We start from the raw sequence: 21,910 nt of genomic DNA on the forward strand, positions 1-21,910 counted from the left end.
TTTAATACCTAGTAATAATACCAAGTTTCACACGAAATTGGCAAGACCACTTCTTAAAAAACATTCACTACTTTTTCAAAACGTTACACAGCAAACATGCCATCCACTCTTCACCACATCTATAGTCAACAACATATTTTTACCAAATATTATTTTTTTGTTTACACGCCATTCATCATTCCTTCATATAAGAATAGTATGTTCAAAGTGTAGAAAATATATTGTGTCGAGGTGTGGAAATATGATATGGCTCATTCTCTTTTTACCTGCCGTAATCGTTTGGGCATGCGTTCTTTGCATCCACGTCAAATCTGGAAAAAGTAATCATCAGTACCATGAACCATTAATCTTTTACTCACAACGTGTTTCTCCATTCCGAGTTGAACATAGTAAAAATAATTACAAAGACGAAATAGAAAAAAGCTATCGAAAATGATAGCTTTTTTCTATACACACGTTTACTTACATACTCTATTTTACTATTTGCATACCCTTTGCTTAGTAAAAGATAATAATCCGTAGGGAAATCCCTACGGATTAAGGTTTCACTTATTTCGCTGGTGGATCAAATTTCACACCTACATCTTTTGATCCGCCTTCACTTCTTACAAGTTGAATAATTTTATTTGCTTCTTTCTGTGAATGTTTTGCCGCTTTAACCGTTACTCTAATATCAGTACCATCAGCTCTTACAAGAGCATCTGGATATCCTCCTTGAGATTTAATTACTGTCTCAAGTAATTCTTGCTTCGTTTCCATTGTCGTAATGGCATCAAAATTTTCTTTCGCTTTATTCTTTTCTGTTGCTGAAGCTTTTGTTGAACTCATCACTTCTTGTAATTTTGCTTTTTGTTCACTACGCTGATCTTCCATTTGCATACGTAAAGCTGTGAAATTCTCATCACTTGATTGAACTGATACATTGCCCTCTTTTTTACTTGTTTCTTTTTTTGCATTTTCTTTTTTGTCTGTTTCTTTATTTGTTGTTTCTTTGCTTGTATTTTCTTTTTTCGGAGTTTCTTTAGGCGCTTCGTTTGTTACTGCTTTATCAGTACCTTGTTTTTCTTGTCCAATCTTTTCACCTGTTGCTGGCGATGCTGTATTCATTTTGTCAGGAGTTGTCACGTAATACACAGATAGTACAACAACTAAACTTAACATCGTTAATAACCAAACTGTTTGTTTTTTTAACACTTTATTTCCTCCCTATCAATTTTTCGGTGAAACTGAAACGCGATGGGCCGGTACATCTAGCAGCCTTATCACAGCTTCTTTTACCATTGCTTTAACTTGTATATTATCCACTCCCTTTGCTACGACAAGAACACCACGTACTTTCGGCTTCTCTGTTCGTAAAACAACAGGAGTTTCTTTATCCCCTTCACGTATAATGACAGTCTTTTCATCAAGAGACTCGTCCTCTACTTCTCTCTTACCGCCTGTTTTATCTGTTTCACCTGTTGTTTGTGAGCGTTTCACTGTATTTTTTTCTAAAATTTTTTCTTCAGATGAATCTAAATTCACTTTAATCGTTACGTCTTTTACTCCTGCTATTTCTTCTAAAGCAGTTTTTAATTCTTGTTCATACGCTTTTTCATATTTTTCTACATTTGACATACTATCATTACTTTTTTGTCCGAAAGTTGGTACGTCTTTTTCTTGGTTTTGAGTTTTTTGTTCTTTAAATACAGGTACTTCTTCTTTTTTACTTGAAAAGAGACTACTAGAAAACATAAGCAAAATTCCAAGTATGAGTAGGACAAGTAAAAACTTAGGTGTTACCTTTTTACCCTTCTCGTTGCTTTCTTTTTGATCCCCATTCAATAAGTTTCGAAAAAATGAGAACTTCGAATTTTTATCTTTATTGTCCATTTACTCTACCTGTCCTCCCTTCCATTTGAACTTGGATTTGTTTACCCTCTAGTTGCCACCTGCTTGAAAAGAAATCTTTCATTTCTCCATTCGTTTCTTCCACTTTTTTTGGAGGCTCTTTCGTGTTAATTTCAATTGGCTTTACTGTTTCGATTGCATCATTTTTACTACGTTCTTTTTCTTTCAACGTCACAACAACAGATTGAATATCTTTCGCTGACTTTACTTCTTCTATATTTTCTGCTGCGACTATTTGTATTTCAGAGACAGCCATACCATACTTTTTCTCAAACTCTTTTCCTACTTCTTTTTTCATTTTGGTAGCCATCTCTTCTAAACTATATGCACGTGTTAGAGCTTGTATTTCTTTTTTCTTCGAATCTATTGAATTTTTTACAGATCCTTCTGCTACGTACTTTTCTTCATTAAAATTTGCAATTACTTCATTTACATCTGTCTGCAATAGTTTAAAAAGGGGTGTTAAAATTAATACGACTAACAAAAGACTTACAACAAATTTAACGTATTTTTGCAAATTCGAATTTGGAAGAATAAGATGAAGCATTGTCGCTAAGAGCAAAAAAACGATAATATTTCTGATCCACTCTGTAACAAATTGCATACTCTTCACCTCCTACCGCATCATAAGTGTAATATTCCCCGCAGCAATAATAATTGTAATACTTAAAAAGAACATAAATGATACGATAGCTAAGCAAGCAAATACGTAAATGATGCTTCTTCCAATAATGTCTAAACATTGAATAATTGCTCCGCCACCAACCGGTTGTAATACTGCTGCTGCGAATTTATAAATAAATGCAATACAGAAAATTTGAATCGCAGGAAAAGCAACAATTAAGCATAAAATGACGAGCCCAATAATTCCGACTGTGTTTTTCAATAATCCTGATGCGCTAATAACAGTATCTGCCGCTTCCGTAAACATCCTTCCAACTACTGGAATGAAGTTTCCTGTTACAAATTTAGCAGTTTTCACAGCTATGCCATCAGCAACGGCTGTCGCTGTTCCTTGTACAGATAATACCCCTAAAAAAATCGTTAAGAAGATACCGATAATCCCAACGCTAACGTTTTGCAGAAGCTTGGACAATTTTGTAACTTTATATTGATCACTCATTGTACTTACAATACTTAATATCGTTGCCAGTAATAAAAGCGGTAGAACGATATAATTCATAAGAAGCCCGCTTGTATTCATTAAGAAAATGATAATCGGATGAAAGAAAGATACAGATACAACCCCGCCACCAGTCGCTATAAGCGCCAATAAAATTGGCAATAGCGCTAATATGAAATCTACCATTGTTTGTATCGTTTCTCTTGCATATGTCATAACGACATAAAAACTATTTAAAGCAAAAATAATAAGTACCATATATACAACAGCATCAGCAATTTTACTTACACTACTTTTTGAAAAAGCGGATTGCAGTGATTGCAACAATGCACTAAAGATTGTGAGCATAATGAGTGTGCCAAGCAGTTTTCCATTAGCTGCAAGCTCATGAAATAAATATTTTAATAACCCTATCATCCACTCTTTTAGAGAGAATTCTTTTTCTCCCTTTACAAACTCCATAAAACTCCCTTTTTGACTCTCTGGCAAATAGCCACCATATTTTGTAACAAGCCCGTCCCAAAATTGCTTCACATCTTCAATTCCGAGCTTATCCAATTGTTGATCAACGACGTTTGTTTCTACAGGAGAAGCTTGTACAACAACCGGTAAAGAAAAGAAAAGGAAGCAAGCAAATAGCAGCTTAGCTCCAAACCTCCTCAACATTCACTCCCCCTTATCCCGTCGGTAAAAATCCGAGAATAGTTTCAATTACAACCGTCAAAATAGGAATTGCCATAACGAGAATTAAGATTTTCCCAGCAAGTTCAATTTTCGAAGCGATGGCACCTTGACCAGCATCTTTTGTAATTTGAGCTCCAAACTCGGCAATATAAGCAATTCCAATAATTTTTAGTAACGTTTCCACGTAGACGTTGCTAACTTTCGCTTCATTCGCTACTCTCTCAATCATTTGTAAAATAGAATGAATTTGATCGATTAAAATAAGAAACATCACGCTACCTACGAACACAATAAATAAAGATGTAATACTAGATTTATGCTGGTTCAAAACAGCAGCTAAAAACGTAGCAACGAGGCCTAATCCGACAATTTGTATAATTTCGATTCGAACCGCCTCCTTTACTGGAAGAGAAAGACACTTTTAATCTTGTCGAATAGCGTATTAATTAAAAATGCAACATGAAATAAAATGACGACAAAACCGACAAGGATAACCCAATTTGCAATATCCTCACGCTTCAATTCTTTTAGTACAGTATGAATGAAAGCTAAAACAATGCCGATTCCGGCGATTTGAAATATTAATCCAACATCAATGGACATCGCCTTTCTCCCCCCTATAGCAGTAAAATTACAATAAGTAGCCCTGCTAGTACCCCTAAGCTCTTAATCATTTTTTCGTATTGCAGTTGTAAAGCTTTCGCTTCCTCTTCTTCTCTCTCCAAATGTGTAATACATAAGCGAATATGTTTTTGTTGTGATTCACGATCATGTTGCCCGAGCGTTTCACCAAATTGCTGCAGTATTTCATACTCGGTTTGTTGAAAAGCCGTCAACTTCCAATTCTCTTTCAAACTATCTATCCAAGCTTCCCTTACTGTTTGTTCTCCACTTTCTAGTTTTTTAGCGAAACTTTGAAATATCCAATTTAATGGCTTTGGCATTTGTTTAACTAATCGCTCGGCAGCCTCAGATAAAGGTGTGTGTCCATACATAATTTCTGCCTCTAATGATTGAAGTGCTGATTTTAATAACCTAAGTTGCCTCGGTCTCTCACTGTATCTTTTAGCATACGAAAACCCGAAAAAGGTGCTGACCGCAACGATTAACACTGCACCAAATATTTTCACCATACGCCCTCAGCCTTTCTATTTGATAACACTGGTTTTCCATATTTATCTTTCACCTGCATAACCGTTCCTGGACCCCTCGCTTTTGACAACTCCACAAACCTATCAAATATACCAAGCTCTAGCACTGCCTTGAGCGATGGACGTCTCACAACATCCTCATAGGAAAATCCGTGTGCGCTTATAAAAAGCTGGACACCTGCATGCACTGCCTCCATAATTGCTTCACTATCTTCTTTACGGCCAATTTCATCTACGATCAAAATATCAGGACTCATAGAACGAATCATCATCATCATTCCTTCTGCCTTTGGACATGCGTCTAACACATCGACTCGGGTACCAAAATCATATTGCGGGATCCCTTTCACACAACCAGCAATTTCTGACCGTTCATCAACGATCCCCACTTTACAGGAAGGAATTTCCGAAGCACTTACCCCTTGACTCATGCAACGTGCTACATCTCTTAAAAGTGTCGTTTTACCCGTTTGGGGAGGGCCAATTACCATCGTGTTTAACCACCTTTTTTCATACAAATATGGCAAAAGCGGTTCAGCAATCCCTATTTTTTGACGAGCAATACGAATATTAAAGGAAGAGACATCACGAATCATTTTCACTGCGCTTTTTTCTGTAATAACTTTTCCTGCTAACCCGATTCTATGCCCCCCGCGAAGCGTCACATACCCACGTTTTAATTCCTCTTCCATCGTATAAATTGAGAATTGACTTAACTTATTCAATAAGTAAATAGCATCCTCTGCAGTAGTGATATAGTCATAAAAAAACACCTTTCCGTGTGCAATACACTCTAGCGGCCTTCCAATTCGAACACGAATTTCCTCTAAAGCATCGTATTGCTTACATTCTTCAATTAAGTACTTCATCGTTTTTGGTAAAACTTCTAATACCTCTTTCATCGGCTTCTCCCCACTATACTCGACTTACTATTTCAGTAATGCGATAAAAATACAGCAAATTCCAAGCGCTAGAAAAAAGAGCTTCAAGAAAGAAATTTCACTTGCTACACTCGCTATCCCAATTGTCATTGTTAAAATTAATACGGTAGGTCCAACAAACGCCAACATACCATTTATAAACAACGCTTTCTTCGCATCATTCACATAAAGCATAAGCAAAGCAGCAAATATCTCCGCACTACCTGAAAATAATCGAAGTGCCCCCATAACAAGCACGGATGTTTCCATTGCCGCTAGCCACTGTTTCATTCTTCCACCTTCTCCCGTAACAGTTACTAACTTCGTATTCTAAAAAAGAATATATTTGTACAACCATATGCAGAGGTTGTCTATTTCAGAAGTAAAAACATAATTTTTCTCTAAATTCCGAATTACAATCTGAATATTCATATTATTTCATGGTATATTATGGTATATTTAATTTAAAAGAGGTTTAAACCATGCAGCACGTCACTTTATTACCACTAGATTTATGCTATACAAATGTGATTTTCGAGCTATCAAGTGATCCACATATAAAAAATGCATTGGGGATAACGGTAGAAAACATCGAAGACACGAAAACATTTCTTCTTTTCGCAATAGACGAAGAGCGTCAAAAGAAATCCTTATCGAGAATGATTGTGAATGAAGAAAATGAAATAATTGGCCTCACCACACTTAAACATATTAATAATGAGAAAAAGCAATCTCACATTGGTAGTTGGCTCGGCTATCCGTACTGGGGAAAAGGCTATAACGAGGCTGCTAAAAAAGAAATCTTTAAAATCGCCTTTTTAGACTTACAACTTTCCTACGTATTTGCTGGTGCTAAAACGAATAATATCCGCTCTTTAAAAGCACAAGAAAAACTACCTTATATTTCATTGCATGTGGAAAACAAGTTTCCAGACGAACACGCTGCACTAGAGAAAGAAGTAAAGTCACCTTGCTCTCTGCATGTCGTGTCACGTGAAAATTTTTTAAACTGGTTGAAATTACAGAATGAGGGGGAAAAATATGAAGGCATTGAAAGTTAGTTTAACCGTTGTAGTAGAATTAGCTCTTATTTATCTTTTTTCATTATTGGTCGGTTGGTCATTTATAGAGACCTTTTTCCTTGGTAGTTTAGCAATATTTGCAATTATGTGGTTAATTATTATGAGTAACCATAGAAATAACATTACAGATCACGCAATAAGTAAAACATTAACTGGCGTTGAGACTGGCGAAATAAAACCATTTCAAATTGTTTTGACTCCATCTATTATGGGTACTCTTTCACTTGTTTTAGTCAGTTTTATAATAACAGCTATTTACTATCTACCCTATTTCCTATAAAAAAAGCACTCGTGAATTATCACGAGTGCTTTTCTACTATGCACGAGAAACGTATTTACCTTCACCAGTGTTGATGATAAGCATTTCGCCTTCGTTAATGAAGATTGGTACTTGTACAACAAGACCAGTTTCTAATGTAGCTGGTTTTGTTACGTTAGAAGCAGTATCACCTTTAATACCAGGCTCTGTTTCTGTAACTTGTAATTCAACTGTGTTTGGAAGTTCAACACCAAGTACTTCGCCTTGGTAAGTCATGATTGCTACTTCCATGTTTTCTTTTAGGAATTTAAGCTCGCGCTCGATTTGTTTTTCACCAAGTTCGATTTGCTCATAAGTTCCGTTATCCATAAATACGTGAGCCTCACCGCTTGCGTATAAGTATTGCATACGACGGTTTTCGATGTGTGCTTTTTCTACTTTCTCACCTGCACGGAATGTTTTCTCTTGAACAGAACCTGTGCGAAGATTACGTAGTTTAGAACGAACGAATGCAGCACCTTTACCTGGCTTTACGTGTTGGAAATCAAGTACTTGCCAAAGGGCATTGTCCACTGAAATTGTTAAACCTGTACGAAAATCGTTTACTGAAATCATGTAAAAAAATCCTCCTGTGTATTACAAAATAATAAGTTCTTTTGGTGATTTCGTAATTACTTCATTACCTTCACTTGTCACAATGATATCATCTTCAATACGTACGCCGCCAATACCTGGAATATAAATACCTGGTTCTACTGTTACAGCCATACCTGGTTCAAGTACTGTATGAGAACGGAACGCTAAACCTGGTGCTTCATGGATTTCAAGACCTATTCCATGACCAGTAGAGTGTCCAAAGTATTCACCATATCCTTTTTCCGTTATGTAGTCACGCGTTAGCGCATCAGCCTCGCGACCTGTTAAACCAGCTTTAATACCGTTCACACCACGTAGTTGTGCTTCTAAAACGATATTATAAATTTCTTTTAATTTATCAGATGGTTCACCGACTGCAATCGTACGAGTAATATCAGAGCAATATCCTTTGTAATAAGCGCCGAAGTCTAATGTAACGAAATCTCCTGTTTCTATCACTTTTTCAGATGCCACGCCGTGCGGTAATGCCGAACGAAGACCTGAAGCAACGATAATATCAAACGAAGAAGATGTTGCTCCTTGTTTTCTCATGAAAAATTCAAGTTCATTTGACACTTCAATTTCAGATACTCCCGGGCGAATGAATGATAGAATATGCTCAAAGGCAGCATCTGCAATCTGTGCAGCTTCCTTTAATATCTTAATCTCTGAATCAGTCTTTATCAAGCGTAACTTTTCTACAAGTCCAGAAGTCGGGATAAATTCAGCATCAATCGCTTCCTTATGCACTGAATAAGAACTATATGTAAGAGTATCTTGCTCAAAACCAAGCTTTTGAATTCCAAGCTCTTTCACTTGCTTTGCCACTTCATCAATGATCAATCCTGCGTGCTGTACAACCTCATATCCAACCGCTTGTTTACTTGCCTGCTCGACGTAACGGAAATCTGTAATAAATTGAGCACGATCTTTTGAAATAAGAACAACGCCTGCTGTTCCTGTGAAGTTAGCCATATATCTACGACTATGTTCATTTGTTAACAAAATACCGTCAATACCAGCCTCATCAAATGCACTTCGTAATCTTTCAATTTTCTCCATTACTTTATGCCTCCCTCAATTTCTCCATTAATGCAAATAACGCTAACTTATAGCCATAAAAACCAAATCCTACAATTTGACCTGCACAAACAGCTGCCGTCACAGATTCATGACGGAACGATTCACGCTGATGAATGTTAGAAATATGTACTTCAATAACAGGAATCGAAATGCTCGCAATGGCATCACGAATCGCATAGCTATAATGCGTAAATGCTCCCGGATTTAAAATGATCCCTTCATATATATCTTCCGCTTCATGAATAATGTCGATAATGGCACCTTCATGATTCGATTGGAAACATTCTAACTCCACTCCCATTGTTTCTGCTTCTTGCTTCATATCTGCTTCAAGTGTCGTTAGCGTGCCCTTTCCATATACATTTACCTCACGAACACCGAGGCGATTTAGGTTAGGACCGTTTACGAGGAGTAACTTTTTCATATTCTTAAAACTCCTTAATATTAAATATCTATACAATATTTTAACATAGGAGTTACTTATTTGAATAGTTCGTCTTCTCTTACCCTTCTTGTTCTGCTTTATTGCTATTTACTGCGTAAGAAACAGAATATGCTATAAACACACCATACAATATAAAAATACATATTGTCGTCACAATTGTCTCTTTTGGTAAATGGAGCGCACTTTTAATAACAGGAGCCATTAAACCCATCCCCAAAAACAGTAGTGCCCACCAAAATAGCCCATAAATAATTCCCGCTATAATCCCTTCAAACTTTGCAAAAAATGCTTTATACAAAAAGGCAATCAAAATTGAAAGAAGTCCCATACACACTATTCCGAACACATTGCCCCATACACCCTCTTTCCAACTTCCAAACGCAAATGGTAAAAGGAAATAATTCGGGCCCGCCTCCGTGAATGAAAATATATGAAGGAAATACCATACCCCGCCCCAAAAGATTCCACCAAACAAACCAATCTGCACAAAATTCCTTGTTCCTAATTGTTCTTGACTCACATCGACACCTCCGCTCAATAGTATGCCCGAAACTATTTTGAAGCATGTTTAAATCCTGCGAAATTTGTCTATAAAAAGAATAAGAAATGTCCGACTCTCATAACATTTTCCCTTGTCATCTACTTGTATTTGCCGATAAAATAAAGGAAACTCGGTGATTGTCTTATTTCAAAACGACAGAACCCAGTATGACAATTGCCTCTTTTTCTACATAAGAGAGAAACAAATACAGGTTGGTGTTAACATGGCAGAAGAGTCAAAACAAATATATGGCGGGCAAGCGGTCATAGAAGGAGTTATGTTTGGCGGTAGAGAATATACTGTTACAGCGGTTCGTCGTAAAGATAAATCGATTGAATTTTATCGATTACCACGCGTTCGTAATAAAGTACTATCTACCCTAAAAAAAATTCCATTTTTACGAGGGATTGCCGCTATTGTGGATGCAAGTGCGAATGGAGCAAAGCATTTAAACTTCGCTTCAGAACGATTTGACGTCCACCCAGAAGATGATGAACAAATTGCAAATAAAAAAGAAGAACAATCAAAATTAACGATGGTATTAGGAGTTGCAGCTGTTGGCGTTTTATCTTTTATATTCGGTAAAGTCATTTTCACAGCAGTTCCTGCACTATTAGCTGAATTAACAAGACCGATTTTCCCGTCTCATACTGGGCAAATCATTGTCGAAAGTGTCATTAAGCTCATGCTATTATTGAGCTATATATACTTTATTTCTTTAACCCCACTTATTAAGCGGGTATTTCAGTATCACGGTGCAGAGCATAAGGTAATCAATGCTTACGAGAATAACCTTCCTCTGACTGTAGAAAACGTTCAAAAGCAAACTCGTCTCCATTATAGATGTGGCAGTAGCTTTATTATATTTACAGTCATTATTGGAATGTTCGTTTATTTCCTAGTCCCTACAGATCCTCTTTGGGCACGAGTTATAAACCGAATTTTATTAATTCCAGTTGTACTTGGTATTTCTTTTGAAGTATTACAATTTACAAATCGATTACGAGATATTCCCGTATTACGCGTACTTGGATATCCTGGATTATGGCTACAACTATTAACAACGAAAGAACCAACAGATGATCAAGTGGAAGTAGCAATTGCATCGTTTGAAGAATTATTACGTTTAGAGAACAAACAATAATTATTTAAAAATGGTGTTCAACTCCTTTCCTCATCGTTAATATACTAATTTTAATATACGTTTTTAGGAGGTGTCCCTTATGAACGGTCGTTCGTTTACTTTCGCTATATTTGTGCTTATTATCGGATTGGCAATATTCGGCCTTGTTTCATCTGTTATTACAAATCCCATGGGTGTATTAAGAAATATCGGGTACATGTTACTTGTTGTTGGTATCTTTTACTTGCTATACAAGATGTTTACAAATTCCAGTGGTTCTGCAAATTCACAAAGCTCATATAAGCGTGCGGCAAAACAATCGAACCGCAAACATGGGAAACAAAATGTAGCACCCCTAGGCAATTCTTTCTTTAAGTCAAATACTTCTAATGACAAAAGTAAAAAAGGGAATTCTTCCACTTTGAAACGAAAAAGAAAACAGTCTCATTTAACTGTCATTGAAGGCAAAAAAAGCAAAAAGAAAGACCGTGCTTCCTTTTAGGAAATACGGTCTTTTTTTATACTTTGAAGCACTTCTTTTAAACTTTTCTCTCTCATACTTTCAATTCGAAGATGATGATTTTCAAATGGTAAATTCCGTGTCACATCATTAGGTACCACAACGCACGTTAATCCCGCTGCAACTGCTGCTCTCAATCCATTTAATGAATCTTCAAATACAACAGCTTCAGACGGCTTAATTCCTAATTCTTCTATTGCAACTCGATAAAGAGCTGGATCTGGTTTTACCTTCTCAACATCTTCTCTCGTTTTAATTACTTCAAAATATTCTCGAATTTGTAGCTCTTCTAAAAAATGAATAACCCATTCTCTAGAAGAACTAGAAGCTAGTGCGATTTTTAATCCCATTTCTTTCGCTTCTTCTAAATATTCTTTTACCCCGTCACGAGCTTCTGGTATTCTCATTTTCTCTTTATGTAAAGTTGCCACTTTTTCTTTTAATGCACTTTTGTTAAACTTCTCTTTTAATTGATCATTTAAATATGTATAAAGTACCTCATCTGTTGTTCCAATGCATTTCGCAAATTCCTCTAAAGGTAGTTCCCCGCCGTATTCACGAACAGCATCTCTGAAAGAGTGAAACCATATCGTTTCTGTGTCCACAATTAATCCATCAAAATCAAAAATAATTGCTTTCATAATTCTCCCATCCTTTTCGAATTGAAATAAAAAAGGAAACGCCATACGTTCCCCTTAATTACTTTTCTCTTCATTTGCTCTTTGAACACCACGAAGTGTTTCCACTCGGACTGCATCTTGTTCAAAGTATTCCACTAAATCACCAATGCGATCAATTGCTTCCCAACTTAAATGATGTTCAATTCCTTCTACATCATTGTAAATTTTACTTTCATCCACACCGATAATACGCATAAATTGCTCTAGCAAGTCATGACGATATACGAGACGTTCTCCGATTTTTTTACCTTTTGTTGTTAATACAAGCCCTCTATATTTTTCATAAATTAGATATTCATCTTTGTCTAATTTTTGCACCATTTTTGTTACAGAGGATGGATGTACACTAAGCGCTTCAGCAATATCAGATACGCGGGCGTAACCCTTTTCATCAATCAACAAATAAATTTGTTCAATATAATCTTCCATACTAGGGGTAGGCATCGGTTTCCTCCATCCAAGTTCATTTTGCTTATTCCGTACGAAGCAATCAATAAAATGATACACCAGAAAGAATAACGTGACAAGTTGAAAACGAGCCTAAATATATAAAACAAAAAAGAATCTGTATTTGCATGCAGACCCCCCTTAAGTAAAATATTGTATTTCTGCATTAGGAAAAAACTCATTTATATAACCTCTTATCGTTTCTTCCAATACTGCTGCATCATCCTTTTTATATACATATTTTCCGATGGTTTTGGAAAACGATGCTGAATCAATTCAAACGTTAAATTTGGTATCGTCATATCTTTGTCGCTCAAATAGTTTACGGTTCCTTCTTCCCATTCTTCATGCATTTAAATTGGCGCAACTATAAAACCAAGTGGATATTCAAGTGCCTTTCGTTCAAAGTAAACGAGCTTTGGCATAAATGGTCTCATATGCTTTTCGCCCTCTCGTTAGTATGGGGGACATTAAAGTTTTCCACCCCAGTAACTTGCGTTGCAAGTTACTGAATGTTATAATTTGGATACCAGCTACCTTGCAACGCAAGTTACCTGAATAAAAGGTGGTGAAATCATGCACAGCCAAATGTTAAAAGGCGTGCTCGAAGGGTGCATCCTATACATCATTTCACAAGAAGAAGTGTACGGATATGAACTGAGTACAAAATTAAATAAACACGGATTTACATTTGTAAGCGAAGGAAGCATATATCCATTATTGTTACGTATGCAAAAAGAAAAATTGATTGAAGGAACATTAAAAGCTTCCTCACTCGGTCCAAAGCGAAAATATTATCACGTAACCGATAAAGGGCTAGAACAACTTGAAGAATTTAAAAAAAGCTGGGGAATGGTTTCAACGACCGTAAACAATTTATTACAAGGAGAGTGATGGGGATGAAGGCGAAAGATTTAATCGAATTAAATAACCAAAAGCGTAAATTATTAACTACAGAAAATGAAATCGCCTATAGTGACATGTTAATATACATCCGCTTAGCTAAAGTGCCAGAATACCACGCAGAAGAACTGCTAATTGAAATTCTAGATCACCTTATTGAAGCCCAGCAAAAAGAAAAAAATGCTTATGATATTTTTGGAGACGACTTACAGGCGTACTGTGACGAGTTAATTGCCGCCCTACCGAAGCAAAGTTTATGGGAACAATTATCAATTCCTTTATTTATAACTTGTTACCTGCTAGCAATATACTTTGCTATTTCGTCCGTAATTGCATTTGTATTACCCTTATTTGCAGATAAAGCACGTTTTAAATTTGTACACATTGATTTCATTTATCTGCTTGTATTTACATTATCCGTACATCTTATGATACGTTTTGTCTTCGATTTTATTAACACTGATTTATTTAAAAATAAAACAACTATTTGGAGGCATATAGGAAGCTTTTTAATACGTCATAGCCTATGGATGCTATTAATCGGTATTTCCTTTTTATTTATAAAAAATCCCTATACTACATTACAAGTTTCACCTTGGACCGGTACTTTGCTTGCCATCTCTTGCTATGTACTATATAAACTTTTCTTCAAAAAAGAATACTTGGACTTTAAAAAGGAGTGACGAGGTCATGACTGAAAAAGAAATGGTTCAGTTAAACAATAAAAAAAGAAAGTTATTAACACCCGAAAACGAAGCTGCTTATGGTGATATGCTTATTTATTTACGCCTTACTAGCGTTCCACAAAAACAAATGGAAGAATTACTTTTAGAAATATTGGATCATCTTGTAGAAGCGCAAGAAGACGGTAAAACTGCGCATGATATTTTCGGAGAGGATTTAAAAGCTTACTGCGATGAATTAATTAACTCTTCGGAACATCAAAATTCTTTCCAACAAGCTGCCGTTATTGGGTTTGCAGTTAGTTTATTATTAGCTGTTCAAATTGGATACGATACATTCACTACTCTTATGCAAAAACTATTTTCAAATACAAACACTTCAGGAATTCCATTTAGTATTCCCGGAACAATATTATCTGCTATTGTTTTAACAATTGGTGCTTTCATAACTTTTTCTTTATTTAGACGTTTCTCTTTTACAATATTAGTTTCCTGGAAACAAAAAGCACTTCTCTTATTATCGGTATTTATACCTTTTGTCTTATCAGTTTTTGCAAACGTATTTTTCAAAACAAAACCATACTTATTTTATAATTTGTCTATTTTGCAAGGTGCTCTTATTACACTTTCTTTTTATATTTTGTACAAATTTTTATATAAAACATCTAAATTTTAACAGCCCTTCAAAAGGCTGTTTTTTCTTCTGTCTAATTTTACAAATTGAAAAATTTCATAAAGAAAATAAGAAAAATGCAAAATAATTAAAGTTAATTGTTGACGTGATGCTTTTATTATCGGTATCATAAATCTTCGTGAGCAATTATTTTTCGTTATACGATTTTTTTATTATTACTGAATTTTTGAGAGGAGAAATTAGATGTCAGTTAAGAAGAAAACGCAAGTACGCACCGGCAAAATGGTACGTGAACTAATGTTAGCAGACGAAGATGTAAATGCTTCGCTAATTATGGTATATAGTGAAAACGGTGTAAACGCAGAAATTAAAATCGAGGGCTTAACGCCGAAATGTAACGAAGAATTATTTTTGAGCGGAAACGTGGATTGGAACAAGAGTGTTATTTATAAAATTGTTGATTTCACTGGAAACGCTGAAGTTGGTAAAGTTACATTAACAGCGATGAACAAAAACAATGTTTCTCTAGAAATTGAACGCGTTATGTGGAGTAAAGAAAATAAAGAAGCTGCCGAGCAAGAAGAAACACAGGTAGAAGTAGCACCGAAAAAAGAAGTAGTTGTAGAAGCTCCAAAAACAATTACACCTGCTCCTAAGCCTGTTACGCGTGTGGAAACACCTGCTATGGCACCTAAGCCTACTCCGGTACCGACACCGAAGCCAGTAAGCGTAGAAGCAGCTGTAGAACTAGTTACTCCAGCGCCTGTGAAAAAAGCAGTCCCTACTCCAGTTACAAAGCAAGAGACAGCACCGGTTGCTCCTGCAAAACCGAAGCAGCCTGCTTTGACTGAAACAAATTCAAAACTACAAGAAAATTATGTTAAACTCGTGAAAAAGACAATTGAAGTTTGTCAAGATTACGAGCTTGGCATCGACATAGATGATTCTATTGAAAGCTTAAAAGAAGAACTACAAAGCCAAGGTATTAGCGTTACATTTGACAAAGAAATTATGGACGTTGTAAGTCGCCTTCGTTCTTTACAAGATAAAGGAATCAAAGTAGAAAAAGTACTTAATTTACTATAAAAAAATAAGAGGTGGCTATCGCCATCTCTTATTTTTTATAATTCCACTCATTACTTTCATACTTTTCTTTCGCTAACGTTTGAACTTCATGTAACTGTTCTTCTGTTAATTCATATGGAACAAGTTCTACATCTAATCCTTTTTCAAAACCAACTTCAAACGCTTTAATTAACTGCTCTATCGTAAATGTACGGTCTGTTAATTCATTAATTGCTACTGCTTTAGAAGAGAACATACTCTTCATACGTTCCTTCACACGTTCATTTGGGAATAAAAATAGATCATATAGTTCATCTAAATCAATTTCTAATGGAATCGATCCATGCTGTAAAATAACACCTTTTTGACGTGTTTGAGCACTACCAGCAATTTTTCGTCCTTCCACTACAATTTCATACCAAGATGGTGCATCAAAACATACGCCTGAACGTGGATTTTTTAAATTTTCACGATCTGCTTCTGTTTTTGGAACTGCATAATAGGCTTCTAACCCTAATGCCTTAAAACCATCTAATAAACCTTGCGAAATAACACGATACGCTTCTGTAACTGTTTTCGGCATGTTCGGATGATCTTCAGACACAATAACACTATACGTTAACTCTTTGTCATGTAGTACACCCCTGCCGCCTGTTTGACGACGAACGAATCCATATTTCTTTTCGTTAACTACATCCATATTAATATCTTTTTCAACACGTTGAAAATATCCAACTGTTAATGTTGGTACTTCCCATTCATAAAAACGAATTGTTGGTGGCATTTTCTTGTCACTTTGCCAATTTAATAAACATTCATCTAACGCCATATTAAATGCCGGTGAACATTGACCAGAGTTAATATAACACCATTTTTCTTTTCCCATCCTGCACCTCATATAACCAATTATTTTTCACATTCTCTAGTCTACCAAATTCGACAAAATTTGTGAAAGAATACGAAATTTCTTCTTATATGCAAATGAATCTGTTGCATAAATACATAAGGGCATTATAATATTGAAAGTAGGATAAGAAAAAAGGGAGCGATAGAATCGTGTCAACAACTTGGATTATTTTATTAGCCGTAATCGTAGCATTTATCGGCTACACTGTATGGATGTACTTCTATCAGAAAAAATTAATTAAAACTCTTACAGAAGAAGAATTTCGCGCTGGCTACCGTAAAGCACAGCTTATCGATATTCGTGAAGCAGACGAATATAACGCAGGGCATATTTTAGGTGCACGTAACATTCCGTTATCACAAATTCGCCTTCGTCATAAAGAACTTCGTCAAGATCAACCTGTTTACTTATATTGCCAAAGCGGATTCCGTACAGGTCGTGCAGCGCAATACTTAAAAAAACAAGGCTACAAAGATTTCTACCAATTACAAGGTGGATTTAAATCTTGGACAGGCAAAATTAAAAAGAAATAATAACATACAAAAAACTAGCTGAATAAATCAGCTAGTTTTTTCATTTCATCTTATTCGCAATGTATAATAAATTCTGCTTGATTACCTTTTCATCGTTCTCTTCTACATTCCGATACAGCAGTTGATATTCAATTCCTTTCTCTTTCCATATAAGCGTAGCAAATTCGTCACCACGTTCATAATCATCTTTATTTTTAAAATAAGCAGACGTTCCATTATTCAGTTTCATTTGTTCTTGAAATCGCTTCTCTTCCACAAGATCCGGAAAACTATAAGGAAAGTTCGCGACATTTAACTCAATATACTCATTTCTACCTGACTCCTTCTGTTTATATTTAATCGTTAAGACAGTGTTCTTTTTCCCAAGCGTTCTTACTTCCCCCTTCACATCACTTGTAATGTCGTACGGTAAAAACGTTGGAACTTTAAACTTCACCGGAAAATATTTTGGAAGTTCCTTTAGCGGAATAGGATCCGTAACACGATCCATAGCTCCTCCTGTTGTTCCCACAAAGTGTTTTTCTTCTTGCATCGTTTGCTGAAACGAACACGAACTAAGCATGAAACTAGAAAACACGAAACAAATGATTCTTTTTTTCAATTTGTTTCCGCCCTTTCATACCGCTCTCTTAACGAACGAAGCGTTGATATTCTCTTCATATTCGCTTTGTCACCAAACTCCACCTTTGAAAACTTTCCACGTTATTCTCACACATTTTGACAACACTTTTTGCAAACAAAAAAGACCCCTATCATTCTTACGCCCAAGTGAAAAGGTTACGCGAATAAAAAGAAGTCTTATTAATACCATAGTTTGTGAAAAGCTTTTCAGGTCAAGATTTTTTCTTTCTTATTATTTTCCCTTTATAATAAGGGAAAGAGGTGATACATATGGCCAATATAAAACAAATTGCTAAAACTGCTGGTGTATCGATATCAACTGTTTCTCGTGTCCTGAATAATCACCCTTACGTAAAAGAAGAAAAGCGTAAGCGTGTTCTAGATGCTGTTGAAGAATTAAACTACGCAAAAAATATAAATGCTGTCCATTTAATAAGAGGGAAAACATATACAATTGGCGTTATGCTTCCTTTCATTAACCTCCCCTACTTCAGTACGATTATTGAAGGAATCGGAAACGAAGCGTTAGCTGCCGGATATCACATTAATTTATGTCAAACGAATTACGATAGCATTGAAGAAATTCGTGTTCTTGAAATGATGAAAATGAAACAATTTGATGGGATGATTATTTGCTCCCGAACGAGCTCTTGGGAACAAATCGAACCTTTTGCAAAATTTGCCCCTATTATTTCATGTGAAAAAATGAAGCATCCCCTCATTTCATCCATCTACGTAGATCATTATGAAGGTTTCCGTCTCGGTACTGCCTATTTACTAAGTAGAGGCCATGAAAAAATCGGAATTTGTTTAGCAAGAAAAACAAGTGTAAATTCCATGGAGCGCGAAAAAGCGTTCGCCGATACACTTCGTAACGAAGGGAAAACGTTGCATCCTGAATGGATTTTCCACCAATGCTATACAATGCAGGACGGAGCACAAATACTCCATCGTATTTTAAATATGAAAAATCGTCCAACTGCTATTTTCACAGCGAACGATCAAGTTGCAGCTGGTTTATTAACAGAGGCTCGAAAACATGGTATTCGAGTACCTGAAGACCTTGCTATCCTTGGATTTGATAATCATGAAATTTCAAAGGCATTAGAAATTTCCACAATTGAACATCCCGGTCTCGCAATGGGCTCACATGCTTTTTCTTTATTCCATAAGCAGATCCAAAGCGAGCAAATTGTCGGCAGTGCAAAAGAACTTTCATTCCATTTAATTGAGCGAGAGACTGTCTAAAAAGAGCGTTACTTATAACGCTCTTTCTCAGCTCTTCACCTATTGACTTTATATTTCCCATCTCATATAATGAACCTAACGAACGGTAGGTAGGGGATGAAAATGACAGCAAACCGCATTAAAGCTGTAGCACTTTCTCATTTCGCACGCTACGGCTATGAAGGAACTTCATTGGCAAATATTGCTCAAGAAGTTGGGATTAAAAAACCATCGATTTACGCACACTTTAAAGGAAAAGAAGAGCTATATTTCATATGCTTAGAATCTGCTCTTCAAAAAGATTTGCAGAGCTTCACAGGCGATATCGAAAGCTTTTCCAATTCGTCCACTGAAGAATTGCTTTTAAAATTATTAAAAGGGTATGCAAAACGATTTGGTGAAAGTGAAGAATCAATGTTTTGGTTACGAACTTCTTATTTTCCGCCTGATGCATTTCGCGAACAAATTATTAATAAAGCAAATGTACACATTGAAAACGTCGGAAAACTTTTATTCCCTGTATTTAAAAGAGCAAGCGAACAAGATGAGCTGCATAACATTGAAGTAAAAGATGCCTTAGAGGCTTTTCTATGCTTACTCGACGGTCTTATGGTTGAACTATTATACGCAGGTTTAAATCGTTTTGAGACACGTTTAGACGCTTCTTGGAAAGTATTTTGGCGCGGACTTTCAAACTGACGGATTGCCCTTTGCAATGCGTCGTTTTTAAGCCCTTTACCTAACGACTGGTAGGAAGGAGAAATGACATATGGCATGGATTTATGTAATCATCGCTGGTATTATTGAAATCTTTTGGGTGATTGGACTAAAAAAAGCAGCGGCACCACTTGAATGGGCTGGTGTTGCTCTATTAATTACAATTAGTTTCGTCTTATTATTTAGAGCTTATAAAGATTTACCTGTCGGCACTGTATACGCAGTCTTTACAGGAATCGGAGCTGGTGGAATCGTTCTTACAGAGATTTTCATTTTCGGAGAACCTTTCTCTATCGTAAAAGTTTTATTAATCGGTTTAATCTTCTTCGGAGTAATTGGTTTAAAACGAGTAACAGAAGAAAAAGAAGCGAAGGAGGCTGCATAAAATGGCTTGGGTATTTTTAATTCTAGCTGGTATTTGTGAAATTATTGGTGTACTCTTTATGAAAGTAGCCACTGAAAAGAAAGGCTGGGCACCAAAAGTTATTTTAATCGCTAACTTCGGCGTAAGCTTCTTCTTCTTATCTCTTGCGATGAACACATTACCGATGGGAACTGCTTACGCGATTTGGACTGGAATCGGAACTGCTGGAAGTGCACTTCTAGGCATTCTCATTTTCCGAGAATCAGCGGATTGGCGTCGTCTTGCTTTCTTAAGCTGCATTTTATGCGGCGCTGTTGGCTTAAAACTATTAAGCTAACGTGAGGTGAATGTCATGCGGAAAGAACAAGGAAAGAAAATATTAGCATGGATCACACTTTGTATCGTCATTCTATTACAAATAAGTTTTCATATAATAGAATCATTGTTTCATAAAGTATTATCCATTCTCACATTCCTTCCTAACATGACACTTGAAATTATATCGATTGTTTGGTCCATTATCGCCTCCATTGCAATCGTCATTATATGGAGTATCACCAAACTATGGAATAAGTTATTTAAAAAGGACAGTATTTCTGAAAAAGAATAACTGTCCTTTTTTATATTCATTCAGACTTTCTGTAGAAGTTACATGTGATAAGACAAAACAGACCAATTATGGCAATACTTATACCAACCCCTTTATGTAAACTTGGAAATAGTGGTGGTATATTAGAATAAAAATTTGCTAATATGAGACCGATTGAAAATAAAAATACCCCTATTCTATATAACCATTTTCTTTTGTTCATCATTCTCCCCTCCTAAAATTTTTCATACACTCCTTTCTTTTGGACATACTAACTAAAAAAGGAGTGGATAATATGCAAAATTCTATACATAAGCAAATTCTATTTTTATTTTTCCTATTTCTTATTCTCATCATCGTTTTCAGCTTTATATTACATACTCCGAAAGATGTGCCAAATAGCGTTTCTTTTTATAAACTACTGCTCTCGTATTGTCGTTATTGAAGAAGGTGCCTTTTTGAAATTTCCCCAAGAAAAAAAGACCAACATTTTCCTGTTGGTCTTTCGTATATGTATCACTTTTCAAAGCGATCTAACATCTCGTCTCTCATTCCGAAACTTACTACTGCAATTCCTATATACATAAACAGAAGGAATGCCGGATGAACTGTATTGTACCAGCTGCTGTCAACAATTAAGTAAATCGTTAATGCCACAACAAGAACAAACGCTAAGATAAACATATAAAAGTGTCTTGTACTACCCATGATAAACTCCTCTCTTCTCACTTCACCATTCAACAGTTTATTTTATCGAATAATTCGATATGACTCAAGGTTAACTTTCTGTTATGTAATCAAGTTCTACCTTTACAATGTCCTCACATGCTATTGAAATGATTGTTCCTTGTTTATCAATCGCCGTCACTTCTCTATTATCCATTACACGATTTGCTACTCTTTCTAACACTTTTCCTTGGTCCCGATAGCAAAATTCTTTTACATCTTTAATTGTTTCTCCATTTTCTAAATGGTATACCATTCTATAACATCGATATCCCAAAATTTCACCCCCGTCTTGCTCGTTTTTTCACATATACATAAAAATGAGTAATCTTTGCCTCATCACATCTTCTTAATTTC

The 21,910-nt window shown here is 35.8% G+C and carries 35 protein-coding genes and 1 pseudogene; 15 read left to right on the plus strand and 21 right to left on the minus strand.

Translation table 11 applies throughout. From position 1 onward, the window contains the following. Positions 1–241: 241 nt before the first annotated feature. The gene (locus ACQGS6_RS07360; protein ID WP_002000935.1) at positions 242–436 is read left to right on the plus strand and encodes a hypothetical protein; all 195 of its coding nucleotides are present in this window, start codon (positions 242–244) and stop codon (positions 434–436) included. Positions 437–549: 113 nt separating this feature from the next. On the opposite strand, the gene ACQGS6_RS07365 is transcribed toward ACQGS6_RS07360, so the two are convergent. Genes ACQGS6_RS07365 through ACQGS6_RS07405 form a run of 9 tightly spaced genes read right to left on the minus strand, consistent with a single transcriptional unit; the run spans position 550 to position 6,059 of the window. After that, positions 550–1,194, minus strand: a complete 645-nt coding sequence (locus ACQGS6_RS07365; RefSeq protein WP_000914710.1) for a SpoIIIAH-like family protein — start codon at positions 1,192–1,194, stop codon at positions 550–552. A 15-nt stretch (positions 1,195–1,209) separates the two neighbouring features. Beyond that, a complete protein-coding gene (gene spoIIIAG / locus ACQGS6_RS07370) occupies positions 1,210–1,872 on the minus strand; it encodes a stage III sporulation protein AG (protein ID WP_000368890.1) in 663 nt (220 codons plus the stop codon). After that, complete coding sequence (gene spoIIIAF, locus ACQGS6_RS07375; RefSeq protein ID WP_001161032.1) at positions 1,862–2,494, minus strand: stage III sporulation protein AF; 633 nt, start codon at positions 2,492–2,494, stop codon at positions 1,862–1,864. The genes spoIIIAG and spoIIIAF overlap by 11 nt, the downstream gene beginning before the upstream one ends. A 12-nt stretch (positions 2,495–2,506) precedes the next feature. Continuing rightward, positions 2,507–3,679 carry a stage III sporulation protein AE gene (gene spoIIIAE, locus ACQGS6_RS07380; RefSeq protein WP_000946110.1) on the minus strand — a complete coding sequence of 391 codons (1,173 nt, stop codon included), beginning with the start codon at positions 3,677–3,679 and terminating at the stop codon, positions 2,507–2,509. A gap of 10 nt (positions 3,680–3,689) precedes the next feature. Continuing rightward, the gene (spoIIIAD, locus tag ACQGS6_RS07385; protein ID WP_426965002.1) at positions 3,690–4,073 is read right to left on the minus strand and encodes a stage III sporulation protein AD; all 384 of its coding nucleotides are present in this window, start codon (positions 4,071–4,073) and stop codon (positions 3,690–3,692) included. 23 nt (positions 4,074–4,096) lie between these two features. Continuing rightward, positions 4,097–4,300: a stage III sporulation protein AC gene (gene spoIIIAC / locus ACQGS6_RS07390; protein WP_000020914.1), complete on the minus strand. Its 204-nt coding sequence runs from the start codon at positions 4,298–4,300 to the stop codon at positions 4,097–4,099. Between the two features lie 14 nt (positions 4,301–4,314). Next, positions 4,315–4,830 (minus strand): stage III sporulation protein SpoIIIAB, encoded by a 516-nt coding sequence (gene spoIIIAB / locus ACQGS6_RS07395; RefSeq protein ID WP_000238702.1) that lies wholly within the window; start codon positions 4,828–4,830, stop codon positions 4,315–4,317. Continuing rightward, positions 4,824–5,750 carry a stage III sporulation protein AA gene (spoIIIAA, locus tag ACQGS6_RS07400; protein ID WP_000665905.1) on the minus strand — a complete coding sequence of 309 codons (927 nt, stop codon included), beginning with the start codon at positions 5,748–5,750 and terminating at the stop codon, positions 4,824–4,826. Before spoIIIAA ends, spoIIIAB begins: the two co-directional genes overlap by 7 nt. A gap of 27 nt (positions 5,751–5,777) precedes the next feature. Beyond that, on the minus strand, positions 5,778–6,059 hold the full coding sequence (locus ACQGS6_RS07405) for a YqhV family protein (RefSeq protein ID WP_000816050.1): 282 nt from the start codon (positions 6,057–6,059) through the stop codon (positions 5,778–5,780). Positions 6,060–6,250: 191 nt separating this feature from the next. Between ACQGS6_RS07405 and ACQGS6_RS07410 the strand changes: the two genes are divergently transcribed. Both ACQGS6_RS07410 and ACQGS6_RS07415 read left to right on the plus strand, forming a co-directional pair. Beyond that, the gene (locus ACQGS6_RS07410) at positions 6,251–6,829 is read left to right on the plus strand and encodes a GNAT family N-acetyltransferase (protein ID WP_001164984.1); all 579 of its coding nucleotides are present in this window, start codon (positions 6,251–6,253) and stop codon (positions 6,827–6,829) included. Beyond that, positions 6,810–7,130 (plus strand): hypothetical protein, encoded by a 321-nt coding sequence (locus ACQGS6_RS07415; protein WP_000645695.1) that lies wholly within the window; start codon positions 6,810–6,812, stop codon positions 7,128–7,130. Before ACQGS6_RS07410 ends, ACQGS6_RS07415 begins: the two co-directional genes overlap by 20 nt. Positions 7,131–7,166: 36 nt before the next feature. Here the strand turns inward: ACQGS6_RS07415 and efp are convergent, their stop codons facing one another. The 4 genes from efp to ACQGS6_RS07435 form a co-directional block, all read right to left on the minus strand. Further along, positions 7,167–7,724 (minus strand): elongation factor P, encoded by a 558-nt coding sequence (gene efp, locus ACQGS6_RS07420; RefSeq protein WP_000626516.1) that lies wholly within the window; start codon positions 7,722–7,724, stop codon positions 7,167–7,169. A 21-nt stretch (positions 7,725–7,745) separates the two neighbouring features. Continuing rightward, entirely contained in the window at positions 7,746–8,807 is a 1,062-nt protein-coding gene (gene pepQ / locus ACQGS6_RS07425; RefSeq protein WP_000411041.1) for a Xaa-Pro dipeptidase, read from the minus strand. 4 nt (positions 8,808–8,811) lie between these two features. Then, positions 8,812–9,252 (minus strand): type II 3-dehydroquinate dehydratase, encoded by a 441-nt coding sequence (gene aroQ, locus ACQGS6_RS07430; RefSeq protein WP_000735147.1) that lies wholly within the window; start codon positions 9,250–9,252, stop codon positions 8,812–8,814. 79 nt (positions 9,253–9,331) lie between these two features. Next, positions 9,332–9,793, minus strand: a complete 462-nt coding sequence (locus tag ACQGS6_RS07435; RefSeq protein ID WP_000076893.1) for a YqhR family membrane protein — start codon at positions 9,791–9,793, stop codon at positions 9,332–9,334. Positions 9,794–10,037: 244 nt separating this feature from the next. Between ACQGS6_RS07435 and ACQGS6_RS07440 the strand changes: the two genes are divergently transcribed. Both ACQGS6_RS07440 and ACQGS6_RS07445 read left to right on the plus strand, forming a co-directional pair. Beyond that, positions 10,038–10,958: a DUF1385 domain-containing protein gene (locus ACQGS6_RS07440; RefSeq protein ID WP_000807121.1), complete on the plus strand. Its 921-nt coding sequence runs from the start codon at positions 10,038–10,040 to the stop codon at positions 10,956–10,958. Positions 10,959–11,037: 79 nt separating this feature from the next. Beyond that, entirely contained in the window at positions 11,038–11,439 is a 402-nt protein-coding gene (locus tag ACQGS6_RS07445; protein ID WP_001014463.1) for an SA1362 family protein, read from the plus strand. Here the strand turns inward: ACQGS6_RS07445 and ACQGS6_RS07450 are convergent. The 3 genes and pseudogenes from ACQGS6_RS07450 to ACQGS6_RS07460 form a co-directional block, all read right to left on the minus strand. After that, positions 11,436–12,098, minus strand: a complete 663-nt coding sequence (locus tag ACQGS6_RS07450; protein WP_025966333.1) for an HAD family hydrolase — start codon at positions 12,096–12,098, stop codon at positions 11,436–11,438. The two genes, ACQGS6_RS07445 and ACQGS6_RS07450, sit on opposite strands and share 4 nt — an antisense overlap. A 54-nt stretch (positions 12,099–12,152) precedes the next feature. Then, entirely contained in the window at positions 12,153–12,581 is a 429-nt protein-coding gene (gene mntR, locus ACQGS6_RS07455) for a transcriptional regulator MntR (RefSeq protein ID WP_001143083.1), read from the minus strand. Positions 12,582–12,725: 144 nt separating this feature from the next. Further along, a pseudogene (locus ACQGS6_RS07460) lies at positions 12,726–12,970 on the minus strand (spore photoproduct lyase family protein); the annotation flags it as partial. Between the two features lie 190 nt (positions 12,971–13,160). Here ACQGS6_RS07460 and ACQGS6_RS07465 point away from each other — a divergent pair. The 4 genes from ACQGS6_RS07465 to ACQGS6_RS07480 all read left to right on the plus strand — a co-directional run bounded on the left by ACQGS6_RS07465 (position 13,161) and on the right by ACQGS6_RS07480 (position 15,890). Beyond that, positions 13,161–13,478: a PadR family transcriptional regulator gene (locus ACQGS6_RS07465; RefSeq protein WP_000556081.1), complete on the plus strand. Its 318-nt coding sequence runs from the start codon at positions 13,161–13,163 to the stop codon at positions 13,476–13,478. A gap of 5 nt (positions 13,479–13,483) precedes the next feature. After that, the gene (locus ACQGS6_RS07470; RefSeq protein WP_001987183.1) at positions 13,484–14,170 is read left to right on the plus strand and encodes a DUF1129 family protein; all 687 of its coding nucleotides are present in this window, start codon (positions 13,484–13,486) and stop codon (positions 14,168–14,170) included. Positions 14,171–14,177: 7 nt separating this feature from the next. Then, entirely contained in the window at positions 14,178–14,846 is a 669-nt protein-coding gene (locus tag ACQGS6_RS07475; protein WP_074624880.1) for a DUF1048 domain-containing protein, read from the plus strand. Positions 14,847–15,047: 201 nt separating this feature from the next. Further along, positions 15,048–15,890, plus strand: coding sequence for a hypothetical protein (locus ACQGS6_RS07480; protein ID WP_000111901.1), 843 nt, complete (start codon positions 15,048–15,050; stop codon positions 15,888–15,890). Positions 15,891–15,918: 28 nt separating this feature from the next. On the opposite strand, the gene ACQGS6_RS07485 is transcribed toward ACQGS6_RS07480, so the two are convergent. Next, a complete protein-coding gene (locus tag ACQGS6_RS07485; RefSeq protein WP_000514067.1) occupies positions 15,919–16,755 on the minus strand; it encodes a lipoate--protein ligase family protein in 837 nt (278 codons plus the stop codon). 170 nt (positions 16,756–16,925) lie between these two features. On the opposite strand from ACQGS6_RS07485, the gene ACQGS6_RS07490 reads away from it, so the two are divergent. Continuing rightward, positions 16,926–17,309, plus strand: coding sequence for a rhodanese-like domain-containing protein (locus tag ACQGS6_RS07490; RefSeq protein ID WP_000108653.1), 384 nt, complete (start codon positions 16,926–16,928; stop codon positions 17,307–17,309). A gap of 40 nt (positions 17,310–17,349) precedes the next feature. On the opposite strand, the gene ACQGS6_RS07495 is transcribed toward ACQGS6_RS07490, so the two are convergent. Then, a complete protein-coding gene (locus ACQGS6_RS07495) occupies positions 17,350–17,886 on the minus strand; it encodes a hypothetical protein (RefSeq protein WP_025966335.1) in 537 nt (178 codons plus the stop codon). Positions 17,887–18,200: 314 nt separating this feature from the next. Here ACQGS6_RS07495 and ACQGS6_RS07500 point away from each other — a divergent pair, with 314 nt between their 5' ends. From ACQGS6_RS07500 to ACQGS6_RS07520, 5 genes are all read left to right on the plus strand, one after another. Next, positions 18,201–19,178: a LacI family DNA-binding transcriptional regulator gene (locus ACQGS6_RS07500; RefSeq protein WP_001273982.1), complete on the plus strand. Its 978-nt coding sequence runs from the start codon at positions 18,201–18,203 to the stop codon at positions 19,176–19,178. A gap of 96 nt (positions 19,179–19,274) precedes the next feature. Further along, positions 19,275–19,856, plus strand: a complete 582-nt coding sequence (locus ACQGS6_RS07505; protein WP_002005730.1) for a TetR/AcrR family transcriptional regulator — start codon at positions 19,275–19,277, stop codon at positions 19,854–19,856. Positions 19,857–19,926: 70 nt separating this feature from the next. After that, positions 19,927–20,259 (plus strand): DMT family transporter, encoded by a 333-nt coding sequence (locus ACQGS6_RS07510; RefSeq protein WP_098481124.1) that lies wholly within the window; start codon positions 19,927–19,929, stop codon positions 20,257–20,259. Between the two features lies 1 nt (position 20,260). After that, entirely contained in the window at positions 20,261–20,575 is a 315-nt protein-coding gene (locus ACQGS6_RS07515) for a DMT family transporter (protein WP_000312623.1), read from the plus strand. A 15-nt stretch (positions 20,576–20,590) separates the two neighbouring features. Beyond that, positions 20,591–20,848: a DUF3975 family protein gene (locus tag ACQGS6_RS07520; RefSeq protein WP_069604694.1), complete on the plus strand. Its 258-nt coding sequence runs from the start codon at positions 20,591–20,593 to the stop codon at positions 20,846–20,848. A 16-nt stretch (positions 20,849–20,864) separates the two neighbouring features. Here the strand turns inward: ACQGS6_RS07520 and ACQGS6_RS07525 are convergent, their stop codons facing one another. From ACQGS6_RS07525 to ACQGS6_RS07535, 3 genes are all read right to left on the minus strand, one after another. Beyond that, complete coding sequence (locus tag ACQGS6_RS07525; protein ID WP_033685729.1) at positions 20,865–21,053, minus strand: hypothetical protein; 189 nt, start codon at positions 21,051–21,053, stop codon at positions 20,865–20,867. A 290-nt stretch (positions 21,054–21,343) separates the two neighbouring features. Further along, entirely contained in the window at positions 21,344–21,535 is a 192-nt protein-coding gene (locus ACQGS6_RS07530; protein WP_000535933.1) for a hypothetical protein, read from the minus strand. 70 nt (positions 21,536–21,605) lie between these two features. Then, positions 21,606–21,809, minus strand: a complete 204-nt coding sequence (locus tag ACQGS6_RS07535) for a DUF3929 family protein (RefSeq protein ID WP_000262496.1) — start codon at positions 21,807–21,809, stop codon at positions 21,606–21,608. Between the last annotated feature and the right edge of the window lie 101 nt (positions 21,810–21,910).

This window comes from Bacillus sp. GMs2/2, from assembly GCF_050172095.1.
In the GTDB taxonomy this organism is placed as follows: Bacteria; Bacillota; Bacilli; order Bacillales; family Bacillaceae_G; genus Bacillus_A; species Bacillus_A cereus.